Annotated in this window: 18 protein-coding genes; all 18 read left to right on the top strand. The window is 46.5% G+C overall.

Going from position 1 to position 26737, the window contains the following annotated elements; translation table 11 throughout:
* The first annotated feature begins 9 nt into the window (after window positions 1–9).
* The 18 genes from J2736_RS08710 (at window position 10) to eutL (ending at window position 26735) form a co-directional block, all read left to right on the top strand.
* Window positions 10–2334 (top strand): helix-turn-helix transcriptional regulator, encoded by a 2325-nt coding sequence (locus J2736_RS08710; protein WP_310225533.1) that lies wholly within the window; start codon window positions 10–12, stop codon window positions 2332–2334.
* Between the two features lie 45 nt (window positions 2335–2379).
* The gene (locus J2736_RS08705) at window positions 2380–3162 is read left to right on the top strand and encodes an alpha/beta hydrolase (RefSeq protein ID WP_310225530.1); all 783 of its coding nucleotides are present in this window, start codon (window positions 2380–2382) and stop codon (window positions 3160–3162) included.
* A gap of 680 nt (window positions 3163–3842) precedes the next feature.
* Window positions 3843–5831, top strand: coding sequence for a hypothetical protein (locus J2736_RS08700; RefSeq protein ID WP_310225527.1), 1989 nt, complete (start codon window positions 3843–3845; stop codon window positions 5829–5831).
* A 53-nt stretch (window positions 5832–5884) separates the two neighbouring features.
* Window positions 5885–6934, top strand: coding sequence for a hypothetical protein (locus tag J2736_RS08695; protein ID WP_310225524.1), 1050 nt, complete (start codon window positions 5885–5887; stop codon window positions 6932–6934).
* 44 nt (window positions 6935–6978) lie between these two features.
* Entirely contained in the window at window positions 6979–8694 is a 1716-nt protein-coding gene (locus J2736_RS08690) for a sialate O-acetylesterase (protein ID WP_310225521.1), read from the top strand.
* A gap of 177 nt (window positions 8695–8871) precedes the next feature.
* Window positions 8872–9882, top strand: a complete 1011-nt coding sequence (locus J2736_RS08685; RefSeq protein WP_310225518.1) for a zinc-dependent alcohol dehydrogenase — start codon at window positions 8872–8874, stop codon at window positions 9880–9882.
* A gap of 136 nt (window positions 9883–10018) precedes the next feature.
* The gene (locus tag J2736_RS08680; RefSeq protein ID WP_310225514.1) at window positions 10019–10897 is read left to right on the top strand and encodes an AraC family transcriptional regulator; all 879 of its coding nucleotides are present in this window, start codon (window positions 10019–10021) and stop codon (window positions 10895–10897) included.
* A gap of 150 nt (window positions 10898–11047) precedes the next feature.
* Entirely contained in the window at window positions 11048–16063 is a 5016-nt protein-coding gene (locus tag J2736_RS08675; protein WP_310225512.1) for a golvesin C-terminal-like domain-containing protein, read from the top strand.
* Between the two features lie 145 nt (window positions 16064–16208).
* Entirely contained in the window at window positions 16209–17303 is a 1095-nt protein-coding gene (locus tag J2736_RS08670) for a response regulator transcription factor (protein ID WP_310225508.1), read from the top strand.
* Entirely contained in the window at window positions 17300–19078 is a 1779-nt protein-coding gene (locus tag J2736_RS08665; RefSeq protein WP_310225505.1) for a sensor histidine kinase, read from the top strand. Before J2736_RS08670 ends, J2736_RS08665 begins: the two co-directional genes overlap by 4 nt.
* Window positions 19079–19177: 99 nt before the next feature.
* The gene (locus tag J2736_RS08660; protein WP_310225504.1) at window positions 19178–20146 is read left to right on the top strand and encodes an ABC transporter permease; all 969 of its coding nucleotides are present in this window, start codon (window positions 19178–19180) and stop codon (window positions 20144–20146) included.
* A 27-nt stretch (window positions 20147–20173) separates the two neighbouring features.
* Window positions 20174–21049: a carbohydrate ABC transporter permease gene (locus J2736_RS08655; RefSeq protein WP_310225501.1), complete on the top strand. Its 876-nt coding sequence runs from the start codon at window positions 20174–20176 to the stop codon at window positions 21047–21049.
* Window positions 21050–21077: 28 nt separating this feature from the next.
* The gene (locus J2736_RS08650; RefSeq protein ID WP_310225499.1) at window positions 21078–22706 is read left to right on the top strand and encodes an extracellular solute-binding protein; all 1629 of its coding nucleotides are present in this window, start codon (window positions 21078–21080) and stop codon (window positions 22704–22706) included.
* Between the two features lie 161 nt (window positions 22707–22867).
* Complete coding sequence (locus tag J2736_RS08645; protein WP_310225497.1) at window positions 22868–23209, top strand: BMC domain-containing protein; 342 nt, start codon at window positions 22868–22870, stop codon at window positions 23207–23209.
* Between the two features lie 15 nt (window positions 23210–23224).
* Window positions 23225–23731: a EutP/PduV family microcompartment system protein gene (locus J2736_RS08640; RefSeq protein ID WP_310225495.1), complete on the top strand. Its 507-nt coding sequence runs from the start codon at window positions 23225–23227 to the stop codon at window positions 23729–23731.
* A 17-nt stretch (window positions 23732–23748) separates the two neighbouring features.
* Entirely contained in the window at window positions 23749–25119 is a 1371-nt protein-coding gene (locus J2736_RS08635) for an ethanolamine ammonia-lyase subunit EutB (protein ID WP_310225493.1), read from the top strand.
* Window positions 25120–25165: 46 nt separating this feature from the next.
* Window positions 25166–26101 carry an ethanolamine ammonia-lyase subunit EutC gene (gene eutC / locus J2736_RS08630; RefSeq protein WP_310225492.1) on the top strand — a complete coding sequence of 312 codons (936 nt, stop codon included), beginning with the start codon at window positions 25166–25168 and terminating at the stop codon, window positions 26099–26101.
* On the top strand, window positions 26085–26735 hold the full coding sequence (gene eutL, locus J2736_RS08625; protein WP_310225490.1) for an ethanolamine utilization microcompartment protein EutL: 651 nt from the start codon (window positions 26085–26087) through the stop codon (window positions 26733–26735). The genes eutC and eutL overlap by 17 nt, the downstream gene beginning before the upstream one ends.
* Window positions 26736–26737: the final 2 nt, after the last annotated feature.

Below are 26737 nucleotides of genomic sequence, written 5' to 3'. Positions count from 1 at the left end.
ACCCGGAACATGTGGAAAAAGAGAAAAGGCCGGATTTTCTGGAAATATTTCTCGAGCTACATCATTTTGATCTTACTGCCTGCCATTTCCGCGTGTTTCCTGATCTATACGTACATGGTAAGCATGATGGACAGCGAGGTAGAGAAATCAGACCTCCTTATGCTGCAAAACTTCTCGCAGAGCACGGACAAAATGCTGTTCAACCTGCGAGAAGATATGGTTCAGCTGGCCGGCTCCTACTTCGTCAGCAAATTCAGCGAATACGGAGCAAGTCCGCAATCGGTTGATCAGGTGGAGCGGGTAGATACAATTAAAGAAATCTACCGGGAGCTGGCTACAATCGAGAACGCCTATCAGCTCAGCCATGCTTTTCTATATTTTCCAGAACAACAGCTTGTCATCGATAAGAACGGCGTGTCTCCTAAGGACACGTTTTTCACTTATCGACATGTGTACAAGGGGGTGTCTGCAGCAGAGCTGGCGAAGTTGTTCACCGGCAAACATCGGATGACGTTCACCCCTAAGCTAAATATTCAGCGGTATGATATTTTGAATAGAGAGGTAGCTGCCTCTTCTCCGGCCGTTAGCCTGCTGATGAGCTATCCGATCGCCTCCGACACGCCTGAGGTGTATTTGGTTGCAGATCTTCAAGGACAGTCGCTGCAGTCCGACATTACGCTAGAGACCGATCTCGGCAAAGAAACGGCCATTCTGGACGTGGCTAATCATTCCGTTATCGCGATGACGCCAGGTTATTCGGAGATGAGCGTCTTGCAGGTAGAGAGTCTGGTCGCTGCGAGCGGACGGGGTTCAGGCATTGTCGAGCTGGATGGAACGAAAGTTCACGTATCTTACGTCAGCTCACGGTTGAACAATTGGTACTACGTGACGCTAACGAAGCTATCCGAGCTGCGAAAGTCCGCGAATCTGATGCGGACGGCCTCGATCTGGTTTTTGCTTGGCTTCACGGTCATCGGGTTGGTGGTCTCCGGGTTCTTAAGCCGCCGGATGGCGTCGCCGATCTACCGCATCAAATCGAAGTTCGAGCTCATGCCTGAATACAAGCAGGACGCGCCGGACGGAGCGCAAGATGAGCTGCATATGATCTCGAAATGGTCCAATCATCTACTGAATCGAAGTAGTGAGATGGAGGTCACGCTGCGGGCGGTTGAGCCGATTATTCACGAACATTTTGTCGGGAAAATTGTGACCGGAGAGTGGCGAAATCCCTATCTTGTTCAGCAATACGCGAAAGAGATTGGCTTTAATTTGTACGAAGACGTACCCAAATGCGTGCTGATTATCGAGCTGCTCTACGATGTGAATACGCATCGAACGACGAGCGTTAGTGAGAAGACGCTGCATAGCACAGAACTGCGAAGCAAAATTGCAGCTGCTTTACCCGGGCGTATATGGTTCACGCAGCCGACGGAAACCCAGCTTGTCTGCGTTATTCGGCTGATTCCGGAAGGGGAAAGCGGCACAGAGGATGCGCTGCTCATCCAGGAGATCTTGCAGCCGTTCGCGGTCTATTTCCGCAGCGTCATCTCGCTTGGGGCTGTTGCGCACCAGCCTCAGCAGTTGTACGAATCGTACTGCCAAGCGGCAGATCTGTTAGAGAATAAGCCGGTATCGAAGCTGGAACATATCTTGAAGGGTGAGGGCTTGAAGCATGAACGAAGCTCATTTGACGGCTGTCTAACTCAACAAGAGCTAAGTCGAATCACGAATCTGGTCAAGACGATGGATCGACCTGGACTTGTCCGATATAGCTGTGAACTGCTGGACGAAAGCGTTCGGAAGCAGTATACACTGAAGGAGACGAAGGGGCTCGCACGGGATATGCTCAACGCTTTTATCCGAGAAGGGAGCATGGCAGCCGGCGTCGAAGTCAATTTGGAGACGTATCCTGCGTTGCTGGAACAGTTGTCCATGTGTGTGGAATTGGAGGAGTTCAAGCTCGTCTTCTCCGAAGCTTGCGGAACGATGCTGGCTGAAGCGGAGAGCAAGGAAGAACGATCGTTGCAGCTGGAGCAAGTCACCTCGTATATCCACGAGCACTACGCAGAAAATCTCGGACTTGAGCAGTTCGCGCGCCAACTCGGCATGTCTATGGGCCATTTCAGCCGCATCTTCAAGGACTACACGTCGGAGAAATTTGTCGATTATGTCGCCAGGGTCAGGCTAAATAAAGCCAAGGAGCTGTTGAAGGAAACCGAGCTGAACATGGAGGAGGTTGCGGGGCGAGTCGGATTTATTTCCGCAACGTCTTTCATTACGACGTTCAAGAAATACGAAGGGATTACGCCAGGGAAATTCCGGATGCTCGCTTAGTTGGTAGGTCGTTACAAGAGAAAAAGTTGATCGAGGTGAAAAATATTGCCAGTACATTATGATGTTAGTTATTGCAATGAGCTGCCGGAGACGCGTGTGTTGGATTTATTCTTACCGGATGGTATCAAGAATGGCGCAGCTATTCTCTTCATTCATGGCGGCGGATGGGCCAAAGGAGACAAGCAGCAATTCCGCGATGTTGCTGCTTGGTTTGCGGAGCGCGGCTTCGTATGTGCTTCGATGAAGTATCGGCTGAGCACTGAGAAGCCGTATCCCGCCGCCTTGGAGGACGCGAGGCTGGCGATGCAGTATATGCGCGTTCACGCAGACGAATTAGGCTTCAGTCCGACGAAGATAGCGTCAGCTGGATCATCGGCTGGCGGCTACTTGGCCGCGATGTTAGCACTGATTCAGCCAGATGACGAGCTAGGAAGAACGGCAGAGTTGGTTATGACGGATACACGTGCGAACGCGGTAGCCCTCTATTGTCCGGTGACGACGCTCCATGTCGACAAGGAGTTTGTCTTGAAGTTTATGGCTGTCCCCGAATTGGAAGCGCCAGAGCGGTATCGCGAAGGCTCTCCGATTGATCGGATATCGGGAGGGGAACCCTCATTCCTCATTCTGAATGGGGATGAAGATAATACGACGCCTCTGGCGGAAGTTCGCGCTTTTGCTGAGAAGCTGCTTGAGGCAGGCTCACGCGCAGAGGTGATCGCTCTGCCGGGTGTGAAGCACGGCTTCAGCTATGGCATTACATCGGATGCGCAGCAGCGGTCCATACAGTCGATTCTAGCTTTCCTTCAAGATGAGTTCGAGCTTGGCTGAGCAAATAGGCGGGTTGCGCGTAGATCCTGTTCTGCAGGTGAATAGATGGATTTTCTACAGTTAAATTTTAGGATTTTCCTTGTAAACACAGATTAGATGTAAAACATACAGTTAATATTGGTGATTTTTACTAATATGAGAGAAATCGCTATATTTAACTACATTTTTTACAGTTAAATCGAATCTATGAGGAAATTGCTCAAGAATAGCTGTGTATTTTCCAGTTAATACAAATTTCCCGAACACTAGCCCCTCAAAATAAAACGAACAAACGCCACTACATCGCTCGAGCGACGAGCCCCTGCGTATGACAAAGGTATTCGTGTGGATATTCTAAAGGATCGTCAGGATTAAACCTCCTTTGACGATCCTTTTTATATTTGATGCTGCTGAGCGTCTCTTTATTTTTGAACGGCTTTGTAAATTTGCACAGAAGCGGCTGCAGCAACGTTTGCAAGAAAACAATGCCGCCAAAAAATTGAAGATTTACATAAGATTCCGGCTATCGCTATGATGGGGCTAACCGGGTGCATGCGATAAAAAAAGTGGGGCATAACACGCTCCAGTCTCCCGGATGTTAAAGGAGGGTGGTGGATCGCGTTTCATTTTGATAACGCTATCATTTCATGGGTAGATGGAGCAAGATGGCTTTAATAATCGCTAGAGGAGGTTATTTGTTCATGTTCAAACACCGTTTATGGACGCATGTGGTACTCACCCTATCCCTTTCTTTCGTTTCACTGGCAGGTGCTTTATCCATCCCGAAGCCTGCCGAAGCGGCGGGCACGACCTTTTATGTAGATGCATCGATGCCCGATGACAGCGGGAATGGCACAAGCACGGCAACGGCTTGGAAGTCATTGACGAAAGTCAACAGCGTCACTTTCCAGCCAGGCGATAAAATCTTGTTCAAAGCTGATGGCATCTGGACGGGGCAACTGCATCCAGGGGGATCAGGAAGCTCAGCTGGCGGCGCGATTGCGATCGACATGTACGGCACAGGGAACAAGCCAATTATCGACGGCAACGGAATGACGGGGCAGGGGGTCGTCTTTTTCTCCAATCAGCAATACTGGGAAATTAATAATCTCGAAATTACCAATGACGCGTTGACAGAGGGAGATCGCAGAGGGATTGAAATCATCGCGGATACCCCTGGGACGATTAACCATTTTTATATCCGGAATAATCTCATTCACGACATTGAGGGTTCAGTCGGAGGCACACTCACCAACAAGAAGACAGCTGCCATCTATTTCGAGGGCCAGTCGGAGATGACGCAGTTTAATGATATCGTGATCGAGAATAATGTCATCCACGACGTAAAGAATCAAGGCATCGTGACGAATAACTCGGCTATCGATTTTAGCGCAGACGAGTATTACCCGGGCGAATCCGGCTGGAATAATGTCAAATATTCGAATCTGGCGATCCGCAGTAATACGATCTACAACATTTCCAAGAATGCGATGATTGTCCGGCTTGCAGATGGGGGTGTCGTCGAGTACAACGTCGCTCACGATACAGCGACAGGGACGACGGGGAATACGATGTTTACAAGGAGCTCCAGAAATACGGTGCTTCAATACAATGAAGGCTACTTGAATAGGAGTCCGGGCGTTGACGGTAACATGTACGACCCCGACCTGAGAAGTCCGGGAACGGTGTGGCAGTACAGCTATAGTCATGATAATAGTCATGGATTGATCTGGTTTTGTACGGATCCGGAGGATAGCGGGCTGATCGTCCGGTACAACATCAGCCAGAATGACAAAGGAAATCTGGTCTACATCAACTATGCGTTCACAGGAGCTTCTATTTATAACAACACGTTCTTTATCGGCTCGGGACTCTCTCCTAAGATCATTAGGGAAAATCCAGTTAACGCACACACGTATTCTTTTGACAATAACATCATTTACAACAATAGCTCCACGGCTGGCTATGTATTTGCATCCAGCGGGACGACGCGCTCACTGGACTCAAATACGTTCTATGGACAGCATCCGACGAGTGAACCTTCATCGGCGGTGGATACGCATAAGCTCACTTCGGATCCGATGCTTGTAGGGCCTGGTACGGGAGGTATTGGTCGCAATGGGGTGGACGGTTATAGACTGCTTGCTGGATCGCCTGCGATTGGCAGCGGGAAAGTGATAGCCAGCAACGGAGGCAAAGATTACTGGGGCAATACCGTATCGCCGACAGCTGCACCTAATCGCGGAGCTTACGGCGGAGCTGGGGTGACGTACACCGGTTTTACACGCCAGACGGAAGATTTACTGGTGACCGGTAGTACAGGTGAGAGACATATTTCGTTTGCGGATACAGCTTGCAGCGGAGGGCGGTGTACCAAATTTTCGTCTGACGGGGTTGGCGACAATGTTATCTATGGCATCAATATCCCGCAGCCCGGCACCTATAACGTGAAGGTAGGCGTGAAGAAGCTGAACGATCGGGGTAAATTCCAATTGTCAGGTGCGGGGAGCCCCATTGGTACGGAGCAGGATTTGTATTCAGTGACCTCTTCCGTAGTTGAGCTGAATATCGGCAACGTCACGTACAACCAAGCTGGAGATAAAGGGCTGAAGTTTACGGTAACAGGGAAAAACGCAGCCAGTTCGGACTATATCCTGTCATTTGACTATGTTGTGCTTACTAAGCAGTGATAATTGACTTTGGACGATAGGACGATATGCGGTTCAAGAGGGAGAAGAAAGCGATGAAAGGTAAACAACGGGTAAAAAAGCAGCTTGCAGGCTGGCTCTTGGCCATTGCACTGCTTACGGGAGGAACGGTGACAGTGGCTGTGTTGACTGGTTTTCAGGACGATAGTCTGGGCCGCATCAACGATTCGCTGATAGACCGCAGAGAGTTTGCCTTGCTTCTCTCCCAGCAGCGATCGCAGACCGTCCAAACCTACAAGAAGAAGTACAACGCCGCCGTTAACGGAACATTTTGGACGACCGCCTATGAGGGCGTGACACCCGCGGATTATGCCAAGCAAGCAGCGCTGGACCAACTGATTGAATATCGGGTTGAGCAGCTCCTTGCACAAAGCAATGGACTGGACGTACCGGCAGATTACGGACAATTTCTGCAGCGCCTGCGGGAGGAGAACGAACGGCGTAAGGCACTGCTGCAAACAGGAAGTCCTATCTACGGTCCTACCCAGTATAGCGAATGGGGCTTTTATGATTATGTACATTCCAACATGGTGATCAAGCTGAAGGATAAGCTGCTGGAAGGCGGCGCGGTTGCCACGGATGAAGAGCTTCACAAGGCATATGAGGCACAAAAAGATGTCGCTTACCGGATACCAGACGAAGTTACGGTGAATGTAATGTCTTTTCCGATGGGTGACGGGAATCGAGCTGAGGATGCGGTGTCTCAGCTAGCCAGCGGCGTTCTGTTCGCCCAAGTGAGAAGCGAGCTATCACCGTTTGTGATGAACCGTCGCGCGGATGGGGAGGGCATCCTATTGGGAGGATCCGGATCGGAGGATCGGGCTGAAGCGGAGGAACGCCTCTTACAGGCGGCGCTAGTGTTGCAAGAAGGAGAAGCGATTCGAGTTGATTTTGCCAAGTATACTTCTGTTATTCAGCTAATTAGTAAAACGAGTAATCAATATTTTCCATTCGATCAGGTTAAAGAAGCCATGCTTCGCCAATGGACCGACCAAGCGTTTAATCAGCAGATTGAGCAGTTAACAAAGCAAGCGAAAGTCGAGCTGAATCAAAGGAATTATCAGAGTTTTAACGTGGCAGAATGACAGGTTCAAGGAAGTGAATCTACCACTTCGGAACGGAGGGACGAATGATCAGAAAGCTTTTACGTGCTGTATGGATTGTTATCTTAGGTTTGGGGATACTCCCGCTCGCTCCCGGACTCTCTGGGCATGCGCAAGCGGCGGGGGTGAATCTAGCAATAGGCAAATCTGTCACGATCAATCAAGGCGGCACACTGGGCAGTACTGCAGCCAGCATGATGACCGATGGAGACTCCGCCACGATGTGGCGATCCTATGACGTTGGTACGCCAACCACTCTTTCAGCTCAGGTGACGTTGGACCTAGGTAGCGTACAGTCGTTCAACAAGGTTGTGCTGACCGAGTACAAGCAAAAAGCCGTTCAACTGACGGTTGACGTATCGATCGACAATACGCAGTGGACGCAAGTGTATACGAATTCGTTCACCGCGACGGGTTCGACCAACCGAGTCACCGACATGCAGTTGACTAATCAATCGGCGAGGTATGTCCGAATTACAGCACCTAGTGCTGTATATGCATTCGGTATTTATGAGCTTGAAGTCTATGGTGGCAATCTAGCGCTGGGCAAAACGGTCACGATTAATCAGGGAGGCACTTTCAGCACCAATGTGGCTGCCAACATAACGGACGGTGATCCCGCCACGATGTGGAGAACCTATGCAGATGGCAGTCCAGCGTCCTTATCGGCGCAAGTGACGCTGGATCTGGGCAGCCAACAGCTGTTCAATACGATCGAGTTGACCGAATATAAGCAAAAAGCGGTCCAGATGATCGTAGACATCTCAGATAATCAAACGGATTGGAATCAAGTTTATACACATACGTTTACTAATACAGGTACGACCAACCGTGTGACGACGATTGCCGTAGACAATTTGACCGCTCGTTATATTCGGATTACAGTTCCTAATGCGGTCTATGCGTTCGGTATTTATGAACTGGAGGTGTACAACGCTGCGAGTCCGCCATCTAGTCCGAACGGCAGCATGATTGTGCATACAGGATTGTATGGAGGAGCGGCTCAAACCATCACAGCGGCCAAAGCAGACTTCCATCTGTACCTGTTCATCGGACAATCCAATATGTCCGGTCGGGCACCGGTGGAATCACAGGATTTGCCAGCGATCAGCAGAGCCTACTTGTTTAATGGGTTGAATCAATGGGAGGAAGCGAAGCCAGGTCTCGTGACTAACCGCAGTTCCCTGACGACGACGCAAGGGTTTAACCGTTATTCTTCTGTTGAAGAGAGCACGAAAGTGAATGGTTTGAATGTCGCTAGCAGCTTTGCCAAAGCGATTACGCTGAGCAACCCGCAGCTAACGGTCGGCATTATTTCCAATGCAAGAGGCGGGACTAGTATCGCAGAATGGCAAAAAGGAGCCGGAACGGGTCTGTACGAAGAAGCAGTGAGAAGGACGAAAGAAGCGATGAAGACGGGAACATTGAAAGGGATCATCTGGCATCAGGGGGAGTCGGATCAGTCAAAGGCGAACACCACCTACATCAGCAGTCTACAGCAGCTAGTCGGTGATTTGAGAGCCGATTTGGTCAGTCCTTCCATTCCTTTCGTCGCCGGTCAACTGCTGCCGACCAAAAGCGAGGACTTTAATCAAATGATTACGACGATACCACAGTACATTGCGGGTTCATATTGGGTTTCCAATGCGGGCACTGTCTCGATCGGTGACGGATCGCACTTTAATGCAACGAGTCAAAGGCTGCTTGGCCAGCGGTATGCGGATGAAATTTTGAATCCGTAGCGGTTGTTAAAAGCTTTTAGAAAAAAATCGGTCCCCCTTGGGTAATAGGGGGGCCATTTTTTTGATCTCAACTCACATCGTTGTTTTCGATAAAAAATCATTCTTTCTGTCAAAGACGCTCTCCTGTAAAACATTTATATTGAAAATGAAATTAAAATGAGGGAGTGTTTCGGCGCGATGATCAACAAAAAAATTGTATTTTTACATCCATGGCAAGTTGACATGATAGAAGAGAACTTCTCGTGTCCAATTGGGTACGATGAAGTCCTGGTTAAGAAGCTGTACACCTTAATCAGTCCAGGAACTGAATTAGCGATGTTATCGGGGAGCGAAAATTGGTTCCAGATGCCTGGCGTTCCAGGTTATGCAGCTGTAAGTGAGATCTTGGAAGTTGGCGAAGGTGTGACGGGTTTTATAGCCGGTGATATCGTTTTTCATTATGGGAGTCACGCGAAGTATGAGGTTGTTTCCACGAGGGGGGCATTTCTAAAAGTACCGGAGAATTTGGAGTTGAAGTGGGTGCCATTCGCCCGGATGGCTACGGTGGCATCAACAGCCATTCGCGTCTCGCATATCGAGTTTGGCGATTATGTCAGCGTTACAGGGCTTGGACTCATTGGGAATATGGCTGCTCAACTGGCTCATACCCAAGGTGCGACTGTGATTGGCATCGATTTATCGGAAGAACGAATCCGAATGGCTAAGCAATGCGGCTTATTGCATAGCATTCATGGTGGAAGAGGCAGCGTACAGGAACAAATTGCTGAGAATACCCATGGGAGAGGTGTTTCTACTCATATAGAGGCAACGGGTGTCCCGCAAGTAGCGATCCAAAGTCTTTCCTATATCGCGAAATTAGGCGAACTCATTCTGTTAGGCAGTCCGCGTGGTGAATACAACACAGATGTGACGGATATTCTGAATTACTGCCATCTCTATGGCAGGGGCTGCATTACGTTCAAGGGAGCGCATGAATGGCGTTATCCGGTCGAACCTAATGAATTTATCAAGCACTCGTTAGTAAGAAACACGAGCATCGTTTTTGAACTGATGAAGCAGAGACGGTTGTTGGTTGAACCTCTCATCAGCCATGTGCTGAAGCCGGAACAAGCGAAGGAAGCTTATGAGGGGCTTCGGGTGAATAAGGATCAGTACAGCGGTGTATTATTTGATTGGAGCCTGACATGAGTACCTAAAGAAATGTTCCTATCGGCATGATCAGAAACTTCTCTTCGTTTGGTTATAGAAAATAGGAATATGCTTCAGTTATACTTGGTAAATGATCGTTGTATTCATCGTCATTGATTCCGCAGGAGGGAAGAACATGGAGACATGGATGAATAACATATCGCCTTTTGTCAGAGTAGTCAAAATTCATAAATCCTTCTCTCTGGCGGGTGAATGGATGGATTATGACCATGTGTATACCTATATTGAACAAGGGGAAGCCGAGTTTTTTTTGGACGGGGTCAAATATCAGGTGAAGGAAGGCGACATTCTTCTCATGCCTCCCTTCATGGCGCATATAATTCGCTCTACGTCAGAGGTGCCACTGATTCAATATATCATTCATTTTGATTTGTATTATGACGAACAACGAAGCACTTGGGAGGACCAAGCGATTACAGAAGAGCGTAAAGCCATCACCGATAAAGAGATGCAGTTTGCTTCTACAAGCCCCATTTCCCATTTGCAATTGCCGGACCAGATCGAATTAAAGAAAAGATTTTTGATCATGCAGAAGGAGTTTCTGGATCGGAGATCAGGTTATTCGTTGATCCTCAAAGGGATTTGTTTAGAGTTATTAGTCCTTTTTATGAAGGGACAAGTGGGTCATAACAGTAGAGAAGGAAAGCTGACGAAGGGCTGGGTGTTCATTGAAAACACCATTACGTTTATTAATGAAAGATATGGGGACCCAGATCTGGATAATCATACGATAAGTGAGCATGTTGGCATATCGACTAATCATTTATCGTTTTTATTTAAAGATCAGCTTGGCATTACGATTCATAAATATTTGACCCATATTCGAATTGAGCAGTCGAAAATACGCATGATTGAAGGAACTCAAACCTTAACCGCTATTGCTGAGCTAGTGGGCTTTTCAAGTATTTATTTATTCAGCCGATCTTTCAAGGCTATGGTTGGGATTATGCCCAGCCAGTTTATGGCGATGAATTCCAATATTGGCAGACATTGAAATAGTCCTTATTTTTGTCATAGATATCTTACTTCTGTCCTGTTGTGGACGCATCCATCCATTTCTTAGAATAGGATCATACCCATAAGAGCGGAGGTGACTGAAGTCTTATTACTGGTGTGATCATAATCAATGGAGGTGTGTCTTGAAATGTTGAACAGGAAGGCAAGAGGACGGAGAATTGGTGTTGTTAAAAAGGTACTAGCGCTAATCATGCTTGCTGCGCTGCTTATCAGTATCGTCCCGATTGGAATGACAGCTGTTTATGCAGCTACAGGTGATGTGCTTGGGGCTGAGGAAATTGGCGTAATCATTGATGATCAAGATCCAAGTGTTACTTACACAGGTCTTGCAGCTCCGCCAAGCGGTGCGAACTTTATTCAAGGCGCAAGTGGAACGTATCTTAACAGATTTACTTATGCGAATTTGAATAAGGCCACGCCGCAAAGTATGACGTTTGCTCCTCAGTTTCCGCAGGACGGGATGTACGCTTTTTATGTAAGGAAACCTGCTACGACGCGCTGGTATGCGGGCAACGTTCCTTATACGATTACGAATGCTACAGGTGAGCATATCATTAACAACCCGAGCTCGGGTAACGGAACAGACGCATGGGTGCCATACGGTGTATACCCTTTCCGAAGCGGGCAGACGTATTCCGTTATCGCAGGTGGAACCGGGTATCAGAATTTCCCGCCAGTAGCGCCTGCTGCGAATGGCACAATTCCAATAGCGATCGACGGCATTAAGTTTGTCAAAGTCGGAGAGCTGCCGAATCAAGCAGGATTGGATGCCGTCAAAGCAGCGCGTGATGCCGACATGACGACATCCATGAATCAATGGGCTGTTGATTTAGAAAAAGTGAAATACGAAGCAGCAGGCACAGTGGCTGCTAGTACGACAGTTGGTTCGAACGTGTATGATCAAGTTCTTCGATTAAAGACGGGGATTACAAGTAATCCCAATGTTCAAATAACCGCAGTAGCTCCTGTTGACGGTACCTATTTGAAAGTGGTTGATGGGAATCTCATACTCAAAGCTAAGAATTTGACAACTTCGGATGTAAATGAAAACGCTATCATTAAATTGAGTATGGGGAATGCATCAGCAAATCTTAACCTTGCAGTAACGATTGCGCCAAGTCCAGTCACGAACGATGGTGATGGAGACAATTTCACAGATACGCCAACCTGGTACCGCGATTATGCACCCGGTATATTCAATCCGAATGAAGGGACAATTGAACTTCGAGTGCGAATGGATAAGCCCTATGAAGAATTCGGTAACACGTGGGATTTCTTGTTCAAATTAATTCCGGAACAAAGCGGTCCTGGTAATACGTTGATTCAAGCGCATATTCCGCCCCCGACTAAGAAGCCTACCGGTACAAATGCGGTGTATGAACAACCGCTTACCTTCTTTGTGAGAAACGGCGAGGGAAGTAATGGTGCTTATGCTTATGCGCAGCCGAATCAGCTCAACTATCAAGTCGGTCAGTCGTTTAATCTAGCATTTACCTGGAAAATGGGAACTGGCGGTTATGCCGCCATCTATAAAGACGGTGTTGAAGTTACACCTCCAACGCCTGTTACTGCAGCAGCGGTATTGGAGAAATTCATGCCCTACGAATTCATGGTAGAACGCAGCAGTCCGTTCAATGTCAGTCAAGTAAAGGTTTCGACCAAAGCGCTAAGTGCAAGTGAACTGGAGCACACGGCACAGACTTTCAGCCGAGGAACGGATACAGCACTACTCGCTGACATTACATTTGGCCAAGACATTCAATCCCAAAAGTTTATTACTCCTTGGCATAACTCATCCAAATATAGCATCGTAAAGCCTGCATTTCGCAATGAGAAACAGGTTTTCTATTCAGGCGAAGATGCTGTTTATCCCGTTATGAAGGTTAATTATGGAGAGGGCAACAAGGTTTATAACGTAAGCATTAAAGCAACAGATCCCTATGGCAAAGTGGAGTTTACCGAGAACCATACTGTGCAAGTAGCGGCTGGGGGTACATATGGTATTGAGGAGTTGCCGCTTCCCTTACTGAAGAATAAGGTAGGCTTCTGGTATTTGGAAACAACGGTGAGTTCAAGCGACTCTGCACCTATCAACTATAAGAGTGGCATATCCAAAGTACCCGTAGATGAAGCGGGCGTAGCTGATGGGAAATATGCTAATTATTATGGACAGCATGCGAATTATGACTATGATATGTCAGCATGGACCAAAATTCATACGAGTGCCACACGCGGTTGGGAAGGTGCGTTACAGTTCTTGTGGTATGCTGTTGAGCCAATCAAAGGCAATTTCAATTGGACCAAAAGCGATGCATACGTCGAGAAAGCACAAGAAGCTGGCATGGATGTGCTCGCCGTGCTGGGGTACCCATCTGATTGGGCTTCTACCAGACCAGCCGAAGGGGATATTCCAGCCGGCATGAACGAACTTATGTATCGAGCAGAGCGTTGGGTACCTAAGGATATCAAGTATACGAATGGAACGCCAGGAACTGGCGAGGACTGGTCCAATTATGTCTACCAGACAATGAAGCGCTATGCTGGTAAGGTAAAGTACTGGGAGGTTATCAACGAGGTGAATTTCCACCCAACTTCGAATCCCAAGACGATCGCAGCTGCTTTCTCAGGAACGAACGAAGAGTATATTTTGATGCAAAAAATAGCTTATGAACAAGCACAACGGGTGAAATCCGAATATAAGCTGGCAACGGGGCAAGACCTTGAGCTCTTCGTAACAACAAGCGGATTTGCAACCCCTGACCCGTCGGCGGATCGTCAGTTGGCCGTTAATATGCTGAAGGGTGATAACGTCAACTACTACGATATTTACAATGTGCATGGGTATGGCGGAACGCAGGGAATAGCGGATATACTTACCGCTTATGGGCAAGCGAAAACGACTCACCCCAACCTACAGCTGTGGCAATCGGAGGTGTTCCCACTTAATAGCACCTATACGCCATGGCGCATCTACGACACGGTGTGGAATTATATGGATTTCTTGGGAGCAGGTACAGCCAAATATTTCAACATGGGCACACCGGGTGATGATACATTTGTTACACGGCATTCCCAATCTCCTACAGAAATGTATCAGGCGATGGCGACTTTGCAGCACCATATTCGTAAAGCTGACGAATATGTAGGTTCTTATACTGGCTTTGAAGGGGCTAATTTCCTGAAAGTTAATCATTATCTGAAGGATACGGATGGCAAATATCTAAGTGTACTTTCAGCGGATGACCTATTACTCTATGTGACTGTTGCCAACCCAGAGCAAATTGTAAGTGCGCAAGATGCCTACGGCAATGCAGTTCCGGTTACGGATTTCGATGGAACGAAACGGTTAATGAAAAAGAATAGCTTGTTTATTGTCTCTCAAGCTCCATTACAAATCACGAAAGCTACGGGAGATGTTCCGCTTGCGATAGTGAAGAATGGGGACTTCGAACGCGTCAGCGGAGACCCAGCAGGCGGCCCGTCCGCAGTGTTATTACCAGATTGGATGATGGGCTGGAACAGAGGTGTTTATGGAACTAATGCCTATGTAACGAAGACTTCTCAATTTGCAGGACAAAACGCGGCTGAATTCAATTCGGCGGGAGCGCCGAGTAATAGAACGTTTATGTACCAGCAAGTATCTATCACGCAGCCTGGTACGTACGTGCTTTCAGCACAAATTAAAAAGCTGGAAGGCAGCGATGTGCAGCCTGAATTGAACATTTGGGATGGGACTGTCGATCATCAGCTTGCCCCTGTTACGCTAACGAATCAGTATGTTAATTACAGTCAAACTTATGAAGTCACTGGTCCCATAAACTTAGTGCTTAATGTGGGCATCCTTTCAGGAGTAGGTAAAGTTGTGTTTGATAACATTAGCTTTGAGTTGGTACCAGAGAACGTTACCATCTCCATGGATAATTCAGATCCGACTGGCGTGACCCTCTTGGGCCAATGGGAAACCAGGACAAATGCAGATGCAAACAAAGGTAATTTCGCTTTAAATACAACCAAAGACGGAGCATCTAGCGTGAGTTACAAGCCAGTCATTCCGATTGACGGCATGTATGATGTCTATGTATGGCAACATTTTACGACTGGAACGCAGAACGCTCCTTTTACCATTCATCATGCAAACGGTTCCGAGACCGTCTCCGTGAATCAATCCCAAAACGGCAAGAGTTGGTATAAAATTGGCAGCTACCCTTTTCATAAAGGGGAATCAGGCAGCGTTGTTGTTACCAATTCTTATACACAAGGCAACTTTATTCTGGCTGATGGGGTCCGCTTTACGCGTACAGGTCCAATACCGATTCCGAATCAGGACTTGAACAATAAGCTGACAGGTCCGGCAACCGTAGATAGGGGACAAAACTTCAAAGTCACATACGGTCTGGACAGTGTGACAGACAGCGTTTATGCGCTGGATACGATTGTAACCTACGATTCAACGAAGTTAGATTTCATCTCAGCTGCGTCGTTGAAGGATGGTTTCGAAATCGTATCGACGAGAACTTCCATTGCGGACCATGTCCGCATCATTGCCTCAAGTCTAGGTGTAGCTACCGCCATACAGACAGATGGTGATGTATTGGAGTTGACGTTTAAACCCAAAGCGAATGGAACGAACGGCGATGTAGATCTTCATGCAGCTTCCATTGCCGTTGTCGGTGAGGGACTTGAAAGCACGCTGGCTTCCTTCAAACTCACTTTCAACGTGCAGTATGCGAACAAAACAAACTTAACTGCAGCGATTGTTGCCGCAGAAGCGCTCTACAATAGTTCGGTGGAAGGAACGTTGATCGGACAGTATCCAGCTGGAGCTAAAGCGACTCTCCAATCGGCGATTAACGCAGCGAAGTCAGTAGAGACGGACACTACTGCGACACAGGTACAGATTGACGCGGCAACGAGCTTACTTTTAGGGGCTGTCGATGCATTTAAACTGACCGTGAATAAGCGGAAGCCTGAGGATTTGAACGGTGACAATCGGATCAGCGTCAGCGACTTGTACCCCATATTAATTCATTATGGCAAAAATTCAACAAGTCCTGATTGGTCGACTGCTCAACAATACGATGTCAATCAGGATTTGAAGATCGATTATTTGGATATGGTTGCAGTTGTCATGAAAATCGAATAGCTGTCCACACTTCGGGAGATTGGTTCTATTACACCAATTCTCCCGAATCTTTTATTTTATGCAAAGGAGCATTGATTGAGCAAATCTAGGGGAGTAAGATACAAGTAAGTGAACGCGCTCAATTTGCCAAGGGGGGGCTCTGCTAATGTATACCATGATGCTTGTTGATGACGATTATATTTCAAGGGAAGGCTTGCGGGATCTCATCGACTGGGATCGTCTGGGTATCGAGATTACTGGTGAAGCCGAAGATGGAGCGGAAGCATTGCTCGTTGCCCGTGACCTAACACCGGATATTGTCATTACCGATGTCGTGATGCCTGTAATGGATGGCATTCAATTTGTTGACAAGTTGAAACAGGAGCAGCCTGCGGTCATGATCATCATGATCAGCGCTCATCAAGATATTCACTATGTGAAGGCCTCCATTAAATTGGATGCGATTGATTACATATTAAAGCCCTTCAATCGGGAGGAATTAAAGCAAGTTGTAGGCAAAGTTGTCGCTAAGCTGGATAAAGAAAGAGCAGAGAAGCGATTAAAGGACGACGTGAGCCAATACTATTCAGGCAGTATTTCCTCAACAGGTTTGCCGGTGATTGTGGAGTCTGTGGAGAAGATCATAGGATTATGCAGCACAGGGCAAACAGAAGCATTGACAACTGAGGTTCAGCAGTTATTCCTTACGATTCGGCGATTGAAAATGGAAAGTATGCTGTTCCTAACGACGATCTGCAGTGAGCTGCTTATAAAAGCAATTCGAAGCGCAGCCACCCATATCGATTCTGCCATTGCCCAAGAGGTGAAAGAATCCTTGCATCAATTCAGAACGATGCAAAGTCCTCAGCAAATCGAAATGTTTGTAATCGAGAAGATGACCTACTTAGAAATGGCCTCAAATGAATTGCGAAACAGTAAATCCCGCAGAATTATTAGGGAAGTAGAGGACATTATCCGTAGGATGTACGACCAGAATTTGACGATAGGACAGCTGGCGGGGGAAGTATTCATGTCTCCAGGGCATCTTCAGACGTTATTTAAGAAAGAGATGGGGCAAACGATTAACGATTATATTACCCAAGTACGGTTAGAAAAGGCGCAGCTGCTGCTTAAGGACGCCTCGATCAAAATATATGAAGTAGCCAATCAGGTCGGATACCAGGACACGTACTATTTTACAAAAATATTTAAAAAAGTGGTGGGAGTTAATCCCATGGAATACCGGGAGAATACGCGATGAGGATAGTGATGAATAAGCTCAGCAGCCTGTATTACAATATCAATTTGCGGACCAAGCTGGTTATGTCATATTTAATATTGATCATTATTCCGGTCGTTGTTCTAGTCTATTTCTCCTATGTGACGATTCATAAATCGGTGGTGGAACAGACGGGGAAAGCTTATTTGGAAACCTTAAAGCAGGCGGAGAAAAACATCACTTTTGGAATTGAATCCGCTTACAGTATCGCTGATCTGACGCAAAGCAATTACGAAATTCAGCAAATATTAAGAACGATAGCTGAGCGTCCGCTAACATCGGCTGAGGTTATTGACTTTTTCAATCTGCTAAATAAGAACGTGAGCAATCACGTAGGGAAGAACAATGTCCTTAAGGTTAACTATTACATGAAAGGGAATCCGGCTTTTGTTTCTGCTAATCCCAATTTTTTTGCGGTCGATCAGCTGGGACAAGAAGCAAGCCTTCAATCGCTTTTGAACGGTGAAACGAGGGAAACGTGGCTCTATGGCGGTGATGTCGAGCATCTAAGCTTGGTTCAATCCGATGAAGTCATTTTCATTAAGGAAATCAAGGACATTAATAAATTCCAGCAGGTGTTAGGTTATATCATGGTGGAGCTTGATGCTAAATTTATATGGAATATTCTTGGGGATATCAAGCTTCCAACTGGAGCAGAAAAGGTTGTGATGACCCCTCATAAGCGGATCGGCTTAGATCAGTTAGCCTCTGGAGATGGCGGTTTAAGTCAAATTTACATGCGTGATTTACCAATCGAAGATGAGGGCATTGCTAGCTTCGGAAAACAGGATAGAGCTAACTATGCCGTCTTTAGCAAGGCGACAGCGTTGGATTGGAACATCGCGTTGCTGATGACAGAGAATCACCTTGGGATGAATAGCAGGTGGATCCAGAACTTCATGTTGGCTTTGGCAGGTATAGTCTCGATTATCGCCATTATTACTGCATTTTTTATTTCGGGTAGCATTACGAAGAGGTTAAAGAAACTCGTACAATTGATTAAGCACGCTGAGAAGGGGAACTTTGAAACCGAAGATAATATTCGAGGAAATGATGAGTATGCGCGACTTCAGCGCTCTTTCAACAAGATGAGTATGCGAATCAAAACGCTAATCGAAGAAGTGTATCAGGCTCAAATCAGTAAGCAAGAAGCAGAAATGAAGCTGCTCTACGCGCAAATTAATCCTCACTTTGTATACAATACCCTGGACATTATTCAGTGGAGTGCTTTACGCATTGATGCGAAGGAAATCGCTGAACTGACGGAATCGCTTGCCAAATTTTTGCGTCTGAGTCTAAACGAAGGCAAGGAGCATATTAGCGTGGCGGAAGAGGTTCTAGAGGTCAGTAAATATATGCACATTATCAATTATCGCTACCGTGGTGCGATTCAGTTTATTACGGACATTGAAGCAGGCATGAATGAGCGGGTGATGATCAAAATGATTTTGCAACCACTCGTTGAAAATGCCGTTGTGCATGGTATTCGACATAAAAAAGGCAAATCCGGAACGATTATCGTCCGTGCTTATCGGGAAGATGCGTATATGTATCTTGAGGTCATCGATGATGGGGTGGGTATGTCATCAGAGAGAATTCAGCACATGTTCGAAATGGAGAGCAGAGGGTATGGCGTTAAAAACGTACATCAGCGCATTCAAGTTTACTATGGTGCAGAATGTGGGTTGGCGTTCTACAGCGAGCCACGCAGTGGCTGCCGTGCTGTTGCGAAGTTGAAGACGTCAGCTGCCTTATAATCCATGTTTTTGTCAGAGATATCTTACTTCTGTCCTGTTGTGATCGATCGGTACATTTACGTAAAATATAAGTAAATAACAAGGAGTTGAGGTGATGAAATGGCCAAGATTACACCGTCCCACGCGCTCAAGTCACAGGATGCAGGTGTGATCCCCAAGAGTAAAAATCGCCTAAAGGCAAGAATCGTACATAATCTGGATATCTATTTGATTATCTCGATACCTTTACTGGTGCTTTTGATTTACAGTTATGTCCCGATGCTGGGGATCGTCATTGCATTTAAGAACTATCGGGTATTCGATGGCATTTTGGCTAGTAAATGGGTAGGGTTAGCACACTTTCAAACGTTGATCATGGATCCTAAATTTTTGAGTGTTTTAGGTAATACATTATTGATCAATCTCTTCAAATTTGTGTTTCAATTTCCATTGCCCATTATACTGGCGCTGCTTCTTAATGAAGTCAGACACAGCATTGTAAAGCGCATGACGCAAACGCTTACGTATCTTCCGCATTTTCTTTCTTGGGTCGTCATTGCCGGCATTTTTGTCGACATTCTGTCGCCTAGCACGGGCATTATCAATGCAATGCTGAAAACTTTTGGGATATCGCCAATTGCCTTTCTTGGAGACGACAGCTACTTCCGAAGCGTTCTCGTTGCATCAACGGCGTGGAAGGAAACAGGGTGGAGCGCGATCATTTATCTCGCTGCTTTAACCGCCGTAGATCCCGATCTCTATGCGGCAGCGAGTGTCGACGGAGCGGGTAAACTCAAACAAACGTGGCATATTACCTTGCCTGGGATATCCAGCACGATTGTATTCATTATTATTCTGAGGGTGTCAACCTTATTGGGCAGTGATACGGAACAAGTACTATTGCTATACAATCCGCTCGTGTATGGCGTTGGGGATATTATTGGCACCTATGTGTATCGCGAAGGGATTCAGAACGGGAGTTACAGCTATACAACCGCGGTCGGTCTGTTTATCTCTACGATCGGATTTACCTTGATGATCATCGCGAATAAAGTGAGTCGAAGATATTCAGATAGGGGCATCTGGTAAATAAACAGTGGAGAGGAGCAAACAGCTTTGTTCGACAAACGAATGACAACCGGGGAGAAACTGTTTACCGTTTTTAATTACACCTTGTTAATAATAGTAGGTCTCATTTGCGTCCTGCCGTTTATCACACTGTTAGCCAAATCGGTTAGCGAAGAAGCCTATGTCGTAAGCGGTCAGGTCAGTTTATGGCCGAAGGGCTTTCAGCTGAAAGCCTATGAAGTACTGCTCTCAGGCGCCGATTTTCGCAACGCATTCAAGAACAGTATAGTCGTTGCTGTAGTGGGAACCGCCATTCAAGTGTTTTTTACCGCATGTGTGGGATATGCCATTGCTAAGCGGGATTTGCCCGGTCGAAAAGCGATTAATATTCTTTATGTGTTCACGATGCTGTTCAATGGCGGCATGATTCCAACCTATCTGGTTATCAAAGAAACAGGCTTAATCAATCATTTATGGGTGCTCGTTATTCCTGGGATGGTAAGCGCATTCAATCTAATTCTGGTTCGAAATTATTTCGAATCGCTGCCTCACAGCCTGGAGGAATCTGCAAGAATAGATGGAGCTAGCAATCTCACCGTTTTATTTCGTATTATGCTTCCGATTTCCAAGCCTCTACTGGCGACTATCGCAATTTTTAGTGCGGTAGGCATTTGGAACAATTATATGGAACCCCTCCTATATTTAACGAAAAAAGAGGTTCAAGTATTGCCATTGTTCTTGCAAAGCGTCGTAGCTGCAGCGAATAAGAACGGGCTGGAAAATCCCGAGGAATTGGCAAATATCGCTTCTGAGACTTTCCGGGCAGCAGCTATTTTCGTATCAGCTCTTCCAATTCTGCTAGTGTATCCATTTTTGCAAAAGTATTTTGTTACAGGATTGACGCTTGGCGCTGTTAAACAATAGATGTACATAAAGGAAGGGGACAAAAACAATGCAAATTAGAGTAAGAAAATGGTCGACGAAGTCAATGTTGGTAGCGCTTTCAGCTGGTTTAGTTCTGGCTGGTTGCAGTAAGCAAGAGGAAAAACCGACGCAAGAAAGTAAAGGAACAACAGCGGCATCCCAGACGCCTGCACAAGGTCCTAAGCTGAATAAATCGGCTAAGATCCGAATCGCCGTACCTGATAATGCGGGAGTTAAGGGCTACGAGCAAGGAGCTAGCGCGAATGATAACCAATTTCTGAACGCTATTAAAGAGAAAACAGGGTACACCAATATAGAATGGAATGTCATTCCAACTGCAAATCAATTAGAAACGTACAACTTGATGTTCGCATCCGGTGATGTCTATGACCTTATTTACACGTCAGATTTGAACATCTACAAACGTTTTAGTGCTCAAGGGGCACTCCTGCCGTTGGAAGAACCTATTAAGCAATTTGGCAGTGAAATTGGTAAATTAGTGACGGATAACGCATGGACGGCAGTTACACTGGAAGGGAAAAAATATGCGATTCCAGTACCTCCATACCAAAAGTTTGAAAATGTAGATTTGGGCTCAGGTTTCTTGGCTAGACAGGACTGGATGGATAAGCTGGGACTTACAGCTCCCAAAAATCTCGACGAACTCTATACGTTCTTAAAAACCATCAAGGATAAAGATCCGAGTGGTAAAGGAACGATTCCTTACGTTGCTGCAGCGGGTAACAATGGCAATCCACTAGACGGACTAGATATTATTACATCTGCATTCGGGTTATCCGGCATCAGTAACCTTGCTGTACCTTTCATCGTCAAAGATGGCAAGTTAGTTGACGCACAGGATGTTTATTTTAAAGAGATGCTGACCTATTTGAATAAGCTGTTTAAAGAAGGTTTGATTGATAACGAGTACTTATTTAACAAAACACAACAGGTATCCGAAAAAATGTCCTCGGGGAAAGCTGCAGCTGCATTCGCGGGGTATTGGGATCCAGCTAGTTACTTGGCAGGGTTAACGAAAACAGATGCTAACGCAAAGCTAAGCTTCCTGCCAACGGTTGAAGGAAAAGACGGAGTGAAGGGATATCCAATGCCTGCTCCAGTGTCCAACTTTTATATCATCCCTAAGAATGCCAAAAATGCGAATGAAGCGGTTGATTTACTAAATTCGTACCTAAAAGATAAGGATTTACAGAAGTATGTGAATTTCGGTAAAGAAGGCGTTCACTACGATATGGTTGATAATAAGCTCACTCCGAAGAAACCTGCTTACGATCAGATCATCTATAAGCTCTATTACAGAATGTGGAATACACCTGAGATCTGGCTTCCGAACGCCCTGCTTGGCGGTTATGAACAGGCTATGAAAAGCTTTGCCCAAGCTGGTCCTCAGCTAACTGCGTTCAATATTAACCAATATAGACCTCAGACGGATGCGGAGCTTGCAAAAGGAAGAGCGTTAATCGATCTTAGAAATGAGTATGTTGCCAAAATCATCAATGGTGCGTTGCCGATTACTGCTTTGGATGACTATTTCAAGAAAGCAGATGCAGCTGGACGACAAGATGTGATCAAGGCATCGCAGGATTGGTTTACGAAAGAAGGCAAAGGTATTTATGATAAGTTGAGTAAAAAGTAGAATCATTATCATAGAATCCGGACGGTTACTTAGTAACCGATCCGGATTTTTCTATCTATAAGCATAGAAATGTTATCCGTTATGATTTGGAGGCAGGCGGCATAAACATAACAATAGACATGCTTCTCCAAATCGTAATCTACTGAATGGAGACTGACATCATGCAAGAAGAAAAGAAAAGATTTATTCAAGAGTTTGTACCAGGCAAGCAGGTCACGCTAAGTCATCTTATTGCGAATCCGGATCTGGCATTATTCCAGAAATTAGGCATGATAGAGTCAGGAGCAATTGGTATCCTGACACTGACCCCAAGTGAAACGGTCATTATCGCTGCCGATTTGGCGACAAAAGCTGCCAATGTCTCTATCGGATTTCTGGATCGGTTTACAGGAAGTCTTGTATTAGTAGGGAGTGTCTCGGAAATTGACGTGGCGATGGGTCACATTAATACCTTCCTATCTGAACAACTAGGTTATACGACATCCCGCATCACCAAATCCTAAAAGGAAGTGCTTGCATTGAACGCCAATTATCGAGCGATGCTGATCGGATCTATCGGTGCAGGAAAATCTACGCTGCTCGATGCTTTGCTTGGCCGTCAGGTCAAGACGCTCAAAACGCAAGCGTTAAACTTTGAGGATTGGCTTGTGGATACACCGGGTGAATATACAGAAAATCCGTTCTTTTACAGGAGTATTCTGGCAACCGCACAGGAGGTCACTCACGTCCTGTTTGTTCAAGATGCCACCCATGCAAAGACTATTTTTCCTCCCAACTTTGCCAGTGGATTTAATAAATTGCCGATTGGCGTTGTATCCAAAGCGGATGCTCCGATAGCGCAAGTTGATCGCGCTGTGAAATTAGTAAGACAAGCCATCCCTAGAGGCGCTATTGTCATTTCCTCTTCTTTTACAGGTCAAGGCATGCAGGAGATTAAAGATTTGGTACAACAATGTGCAACATTGGAGGAAATGAAGACATATTGTACGCGAACGGCAGTGCGTCATTTGATCTTTCACCCTTAGCGAAAGGAGGCCAGACAATGAAATTGAAAGCACTGCTCATGGGGCATATGTATACGTTCAAGACTTTGAAGGAAGTGTTTGCGAAAGCAAACGAAGAAAAATCCGGTGATCGACTTGCGGGGCTTGCCGCTGAAACCGTGCAGGAGCGAATTGCAGCGAAACAAGTGCTTGGCGCACTGTTACTTCGTGATATTCGCGACAATCCCTTGCTTCCCGCAGAAGAAGACGAAGTTTCCCGCATCATTGAGGAGCAAGTCAATGAACCTATTTATAAGCGCATAGCAGGGTGGTCTGTCTCTGAATTGCGCGAGTACATACTGGATGATCGCACATCAGGCGAGGATTTAAAGCGGATCAGTAGAGGACTTACCAGTGAGATGATTGCGGCTGTGGCGAAGTTGATGTCCAATCTTGATTTGATACATAGCGCGAATAAAGTGGAAATCATTACTAAATGCAATATAGCGATTGGGCAAAAAGGTGTTCTGGCTTCCCGGCTTCAACCTAATCATCCTACGGATGATGTGGCGGGCATGCTCGCTTCCTTGAAAGAGGGTTTATCCTATGGAATGGGTGATGCCGTTATAGGCATCAATCCCGTTGAGGATTCGGTTGAGAGCGTGAAGCGGCTGTTGCACGCGTCGCATGATTTCATGAACGTCTGGGGAATTCCTACGCAGAACTGTGTATTGGCACATGTGATTACACAAATGAAGGCCATCGAACAAGGTGCGCCTGCGGATATGATTTTTCAGAGTATCGCGGGCACGGAGGCTGCCAATCGATCGTTCGGCATAACAGCAGCTTTGCTGGATGAAGCGAATGATATGGCTCGGACGCTAGGGACGGGGACGGGCCCAGAGCGATTATATTTTGAGACGGGACAAGGATCGGAATTGTCGGCAGAAGCTCATTATGGCATCGATCAACTAACGATGGAGGCGAGGAATTATGGCTTCGCCCGTCGGTATAATCCGTATATTTTGAACACAGTAGTCGGATTTATCGGCCCTGAATATTTGTATGACAGTAAGCAAGTGAAACGGGCGGGGCTTGAAGATCATTTTATGGGCAAAATGCATGGCATTTCGATGGGTGTGGACATTTGCTACACCAATCATATTAAAGCAGATCAAAATGATATGGAAGATTTAGGTGTTCTGCTTACAGCCGCAGGCGTCAATTTTATTATCGCTACGCCAATGGGGGACGACTGTATGCTCAATTACCAATCAATGAGTTATCACGATGTGGCCACATTGCGCCAAACAATGAATAGGAAGCCATCCCCTCTGTTTGAAACCTGGCTAGAGAAGATGGGGATTATGGAAGACGGCAAATTAAGCCGCAGGGCAGGGGATCCCTCTATTTTTTCTCGTTTGGCATGATTTCTGAGAAGTGGTTCATGCAGGTTGCTGAGGAGGTGAACACAGGATGAATCATGAGCTCATTGAATCTATTACCAGATTGGTACTGGATAAAATGACGAATACCCACCAGACGGACGGTATGGTGAAGGTGTGGGATCATTTGCCTAAGGCGGCGGTATCCATTGAAACAGGTTCTGTTCGTGTAACAGATCAGTTGGATGACGTTTTGCAGGAACTACAGACACGAGTGGGTATCGACGATGCTCATAGCAAGGATGAGTTGTTAGCACTTACCCGTACAACCCCTGCCAGAATTGGTGTGGGAAGAGCTGGTTTGCGACCCAAAACGGAAGCATGGTTAAAGTTTCGACTGGATCATGCGGCAGCAGTGGATGCTGTATACGGGGAAGTTTCACCGGAATGGCTGAAGCGTCTCCACTTATTTGCGGTACAGACGCAAGTTTCGGATAAAGAAGCATATATCCGTCGTCCGGATTTGGGAAGGCGGCTGTCCCCTGAGGCCATTCAGATCATTTCCGAACGATGTGTTCATGGGCCCAAAGTACAAATGATCGTATCTGATGGACTCAGCTCGCAAGCCATTGAGCGAAATGCGGCCGATGTGCTGTTATCACTTCAGCAGTCATTAAACAAATTAGGGATTGCCTATGGCACGTCTTTTTACATTGAAAAGGGTCGGGTAGCGGTCATGGATGAAGTCGGAGAAGTGTTGCAGCCGGAAGTGATCATCCTCCTTATCGGGGAACGTCCTGGCTTGCTAAGTGCCGAATCATTAAGTGCTTACCTTTGCTATCGACCTCGAAGAGGCATGATTGAGGCGGAACGGATGGTCGTTTCCAACATTCATTCAGGTGGCATTCCACCTGTCGAGGCGGGGGCTTACTTGGGGGATGTCATCGCCAAAATTCTTGCCTATCAAGCGAGTGGGATATCGTTGGTACAGAAGGAGGCGTCAGCCCGTCATGCCGGAAAAGATTAGGGCTGAAATATTGGCTGTTCGTATCATTCCACATGTAGATGAGTCGTTAGCGATTGAATATCAGTTAAAACCGGGGTATCGAAGCTTAGGTATGCTGACAACGACAATTGATGATGTCGGCTATACGGCGCTAGATGAAGCAACGAAACAAGCGGATGTTGAGGTTGTGTATGCACGCTCCTTTTATGCAGGCGCCAGCCATGCCTCTGGGCCGTTATCGGGCGAATTCATCGGAGTTATTGCGGGATCGAATCCAGATGAGGTTAGAAGCGGGCTTGAAGCGATTGCACATACGATTCACTATGAGGCTTTTTTTGAATCGCTAAATGAGAATCAGAGTCATGCTTTATATGCACACGTGGTAGCAAGAACGGGAAGTTATCTCTCCAAGTTGGCTGGCATTAACGAGGGAGAGCCAATCGCGTATTTAATTGCTCCGCCACTCGAAGCGATGTATGGTCTCGACGCGGCTTTGAAAGCCGCTGATGTGCGGCTCATGAAGTTTTTTGGCCCGCCTTCGGAGACGAACTTTGGCGGTGGATTGTTGACAGGCAAGCAAGCTGCTTGCCAGGCTGCAGCGGATGCATTTAGGGCGAGTATTATTGAAATTGCCAATAAGCCGCTACTCTACTAATT

It is taken from the genome of Paenibacillus qinlingensis (assembly GCF_031455095.1).
GTDB lineage: Bacteria > Bacillota > Bacilli > Paenibacillales > NBRC-103111 > Paenibacillus_E > Paenibacillus_E qinlingensis_A.
The sequence above is the reverse complement of the archived record's forward strand: the minus strand, read 5'-3'. Positions and strand labels throughout refer to the sequence as shown.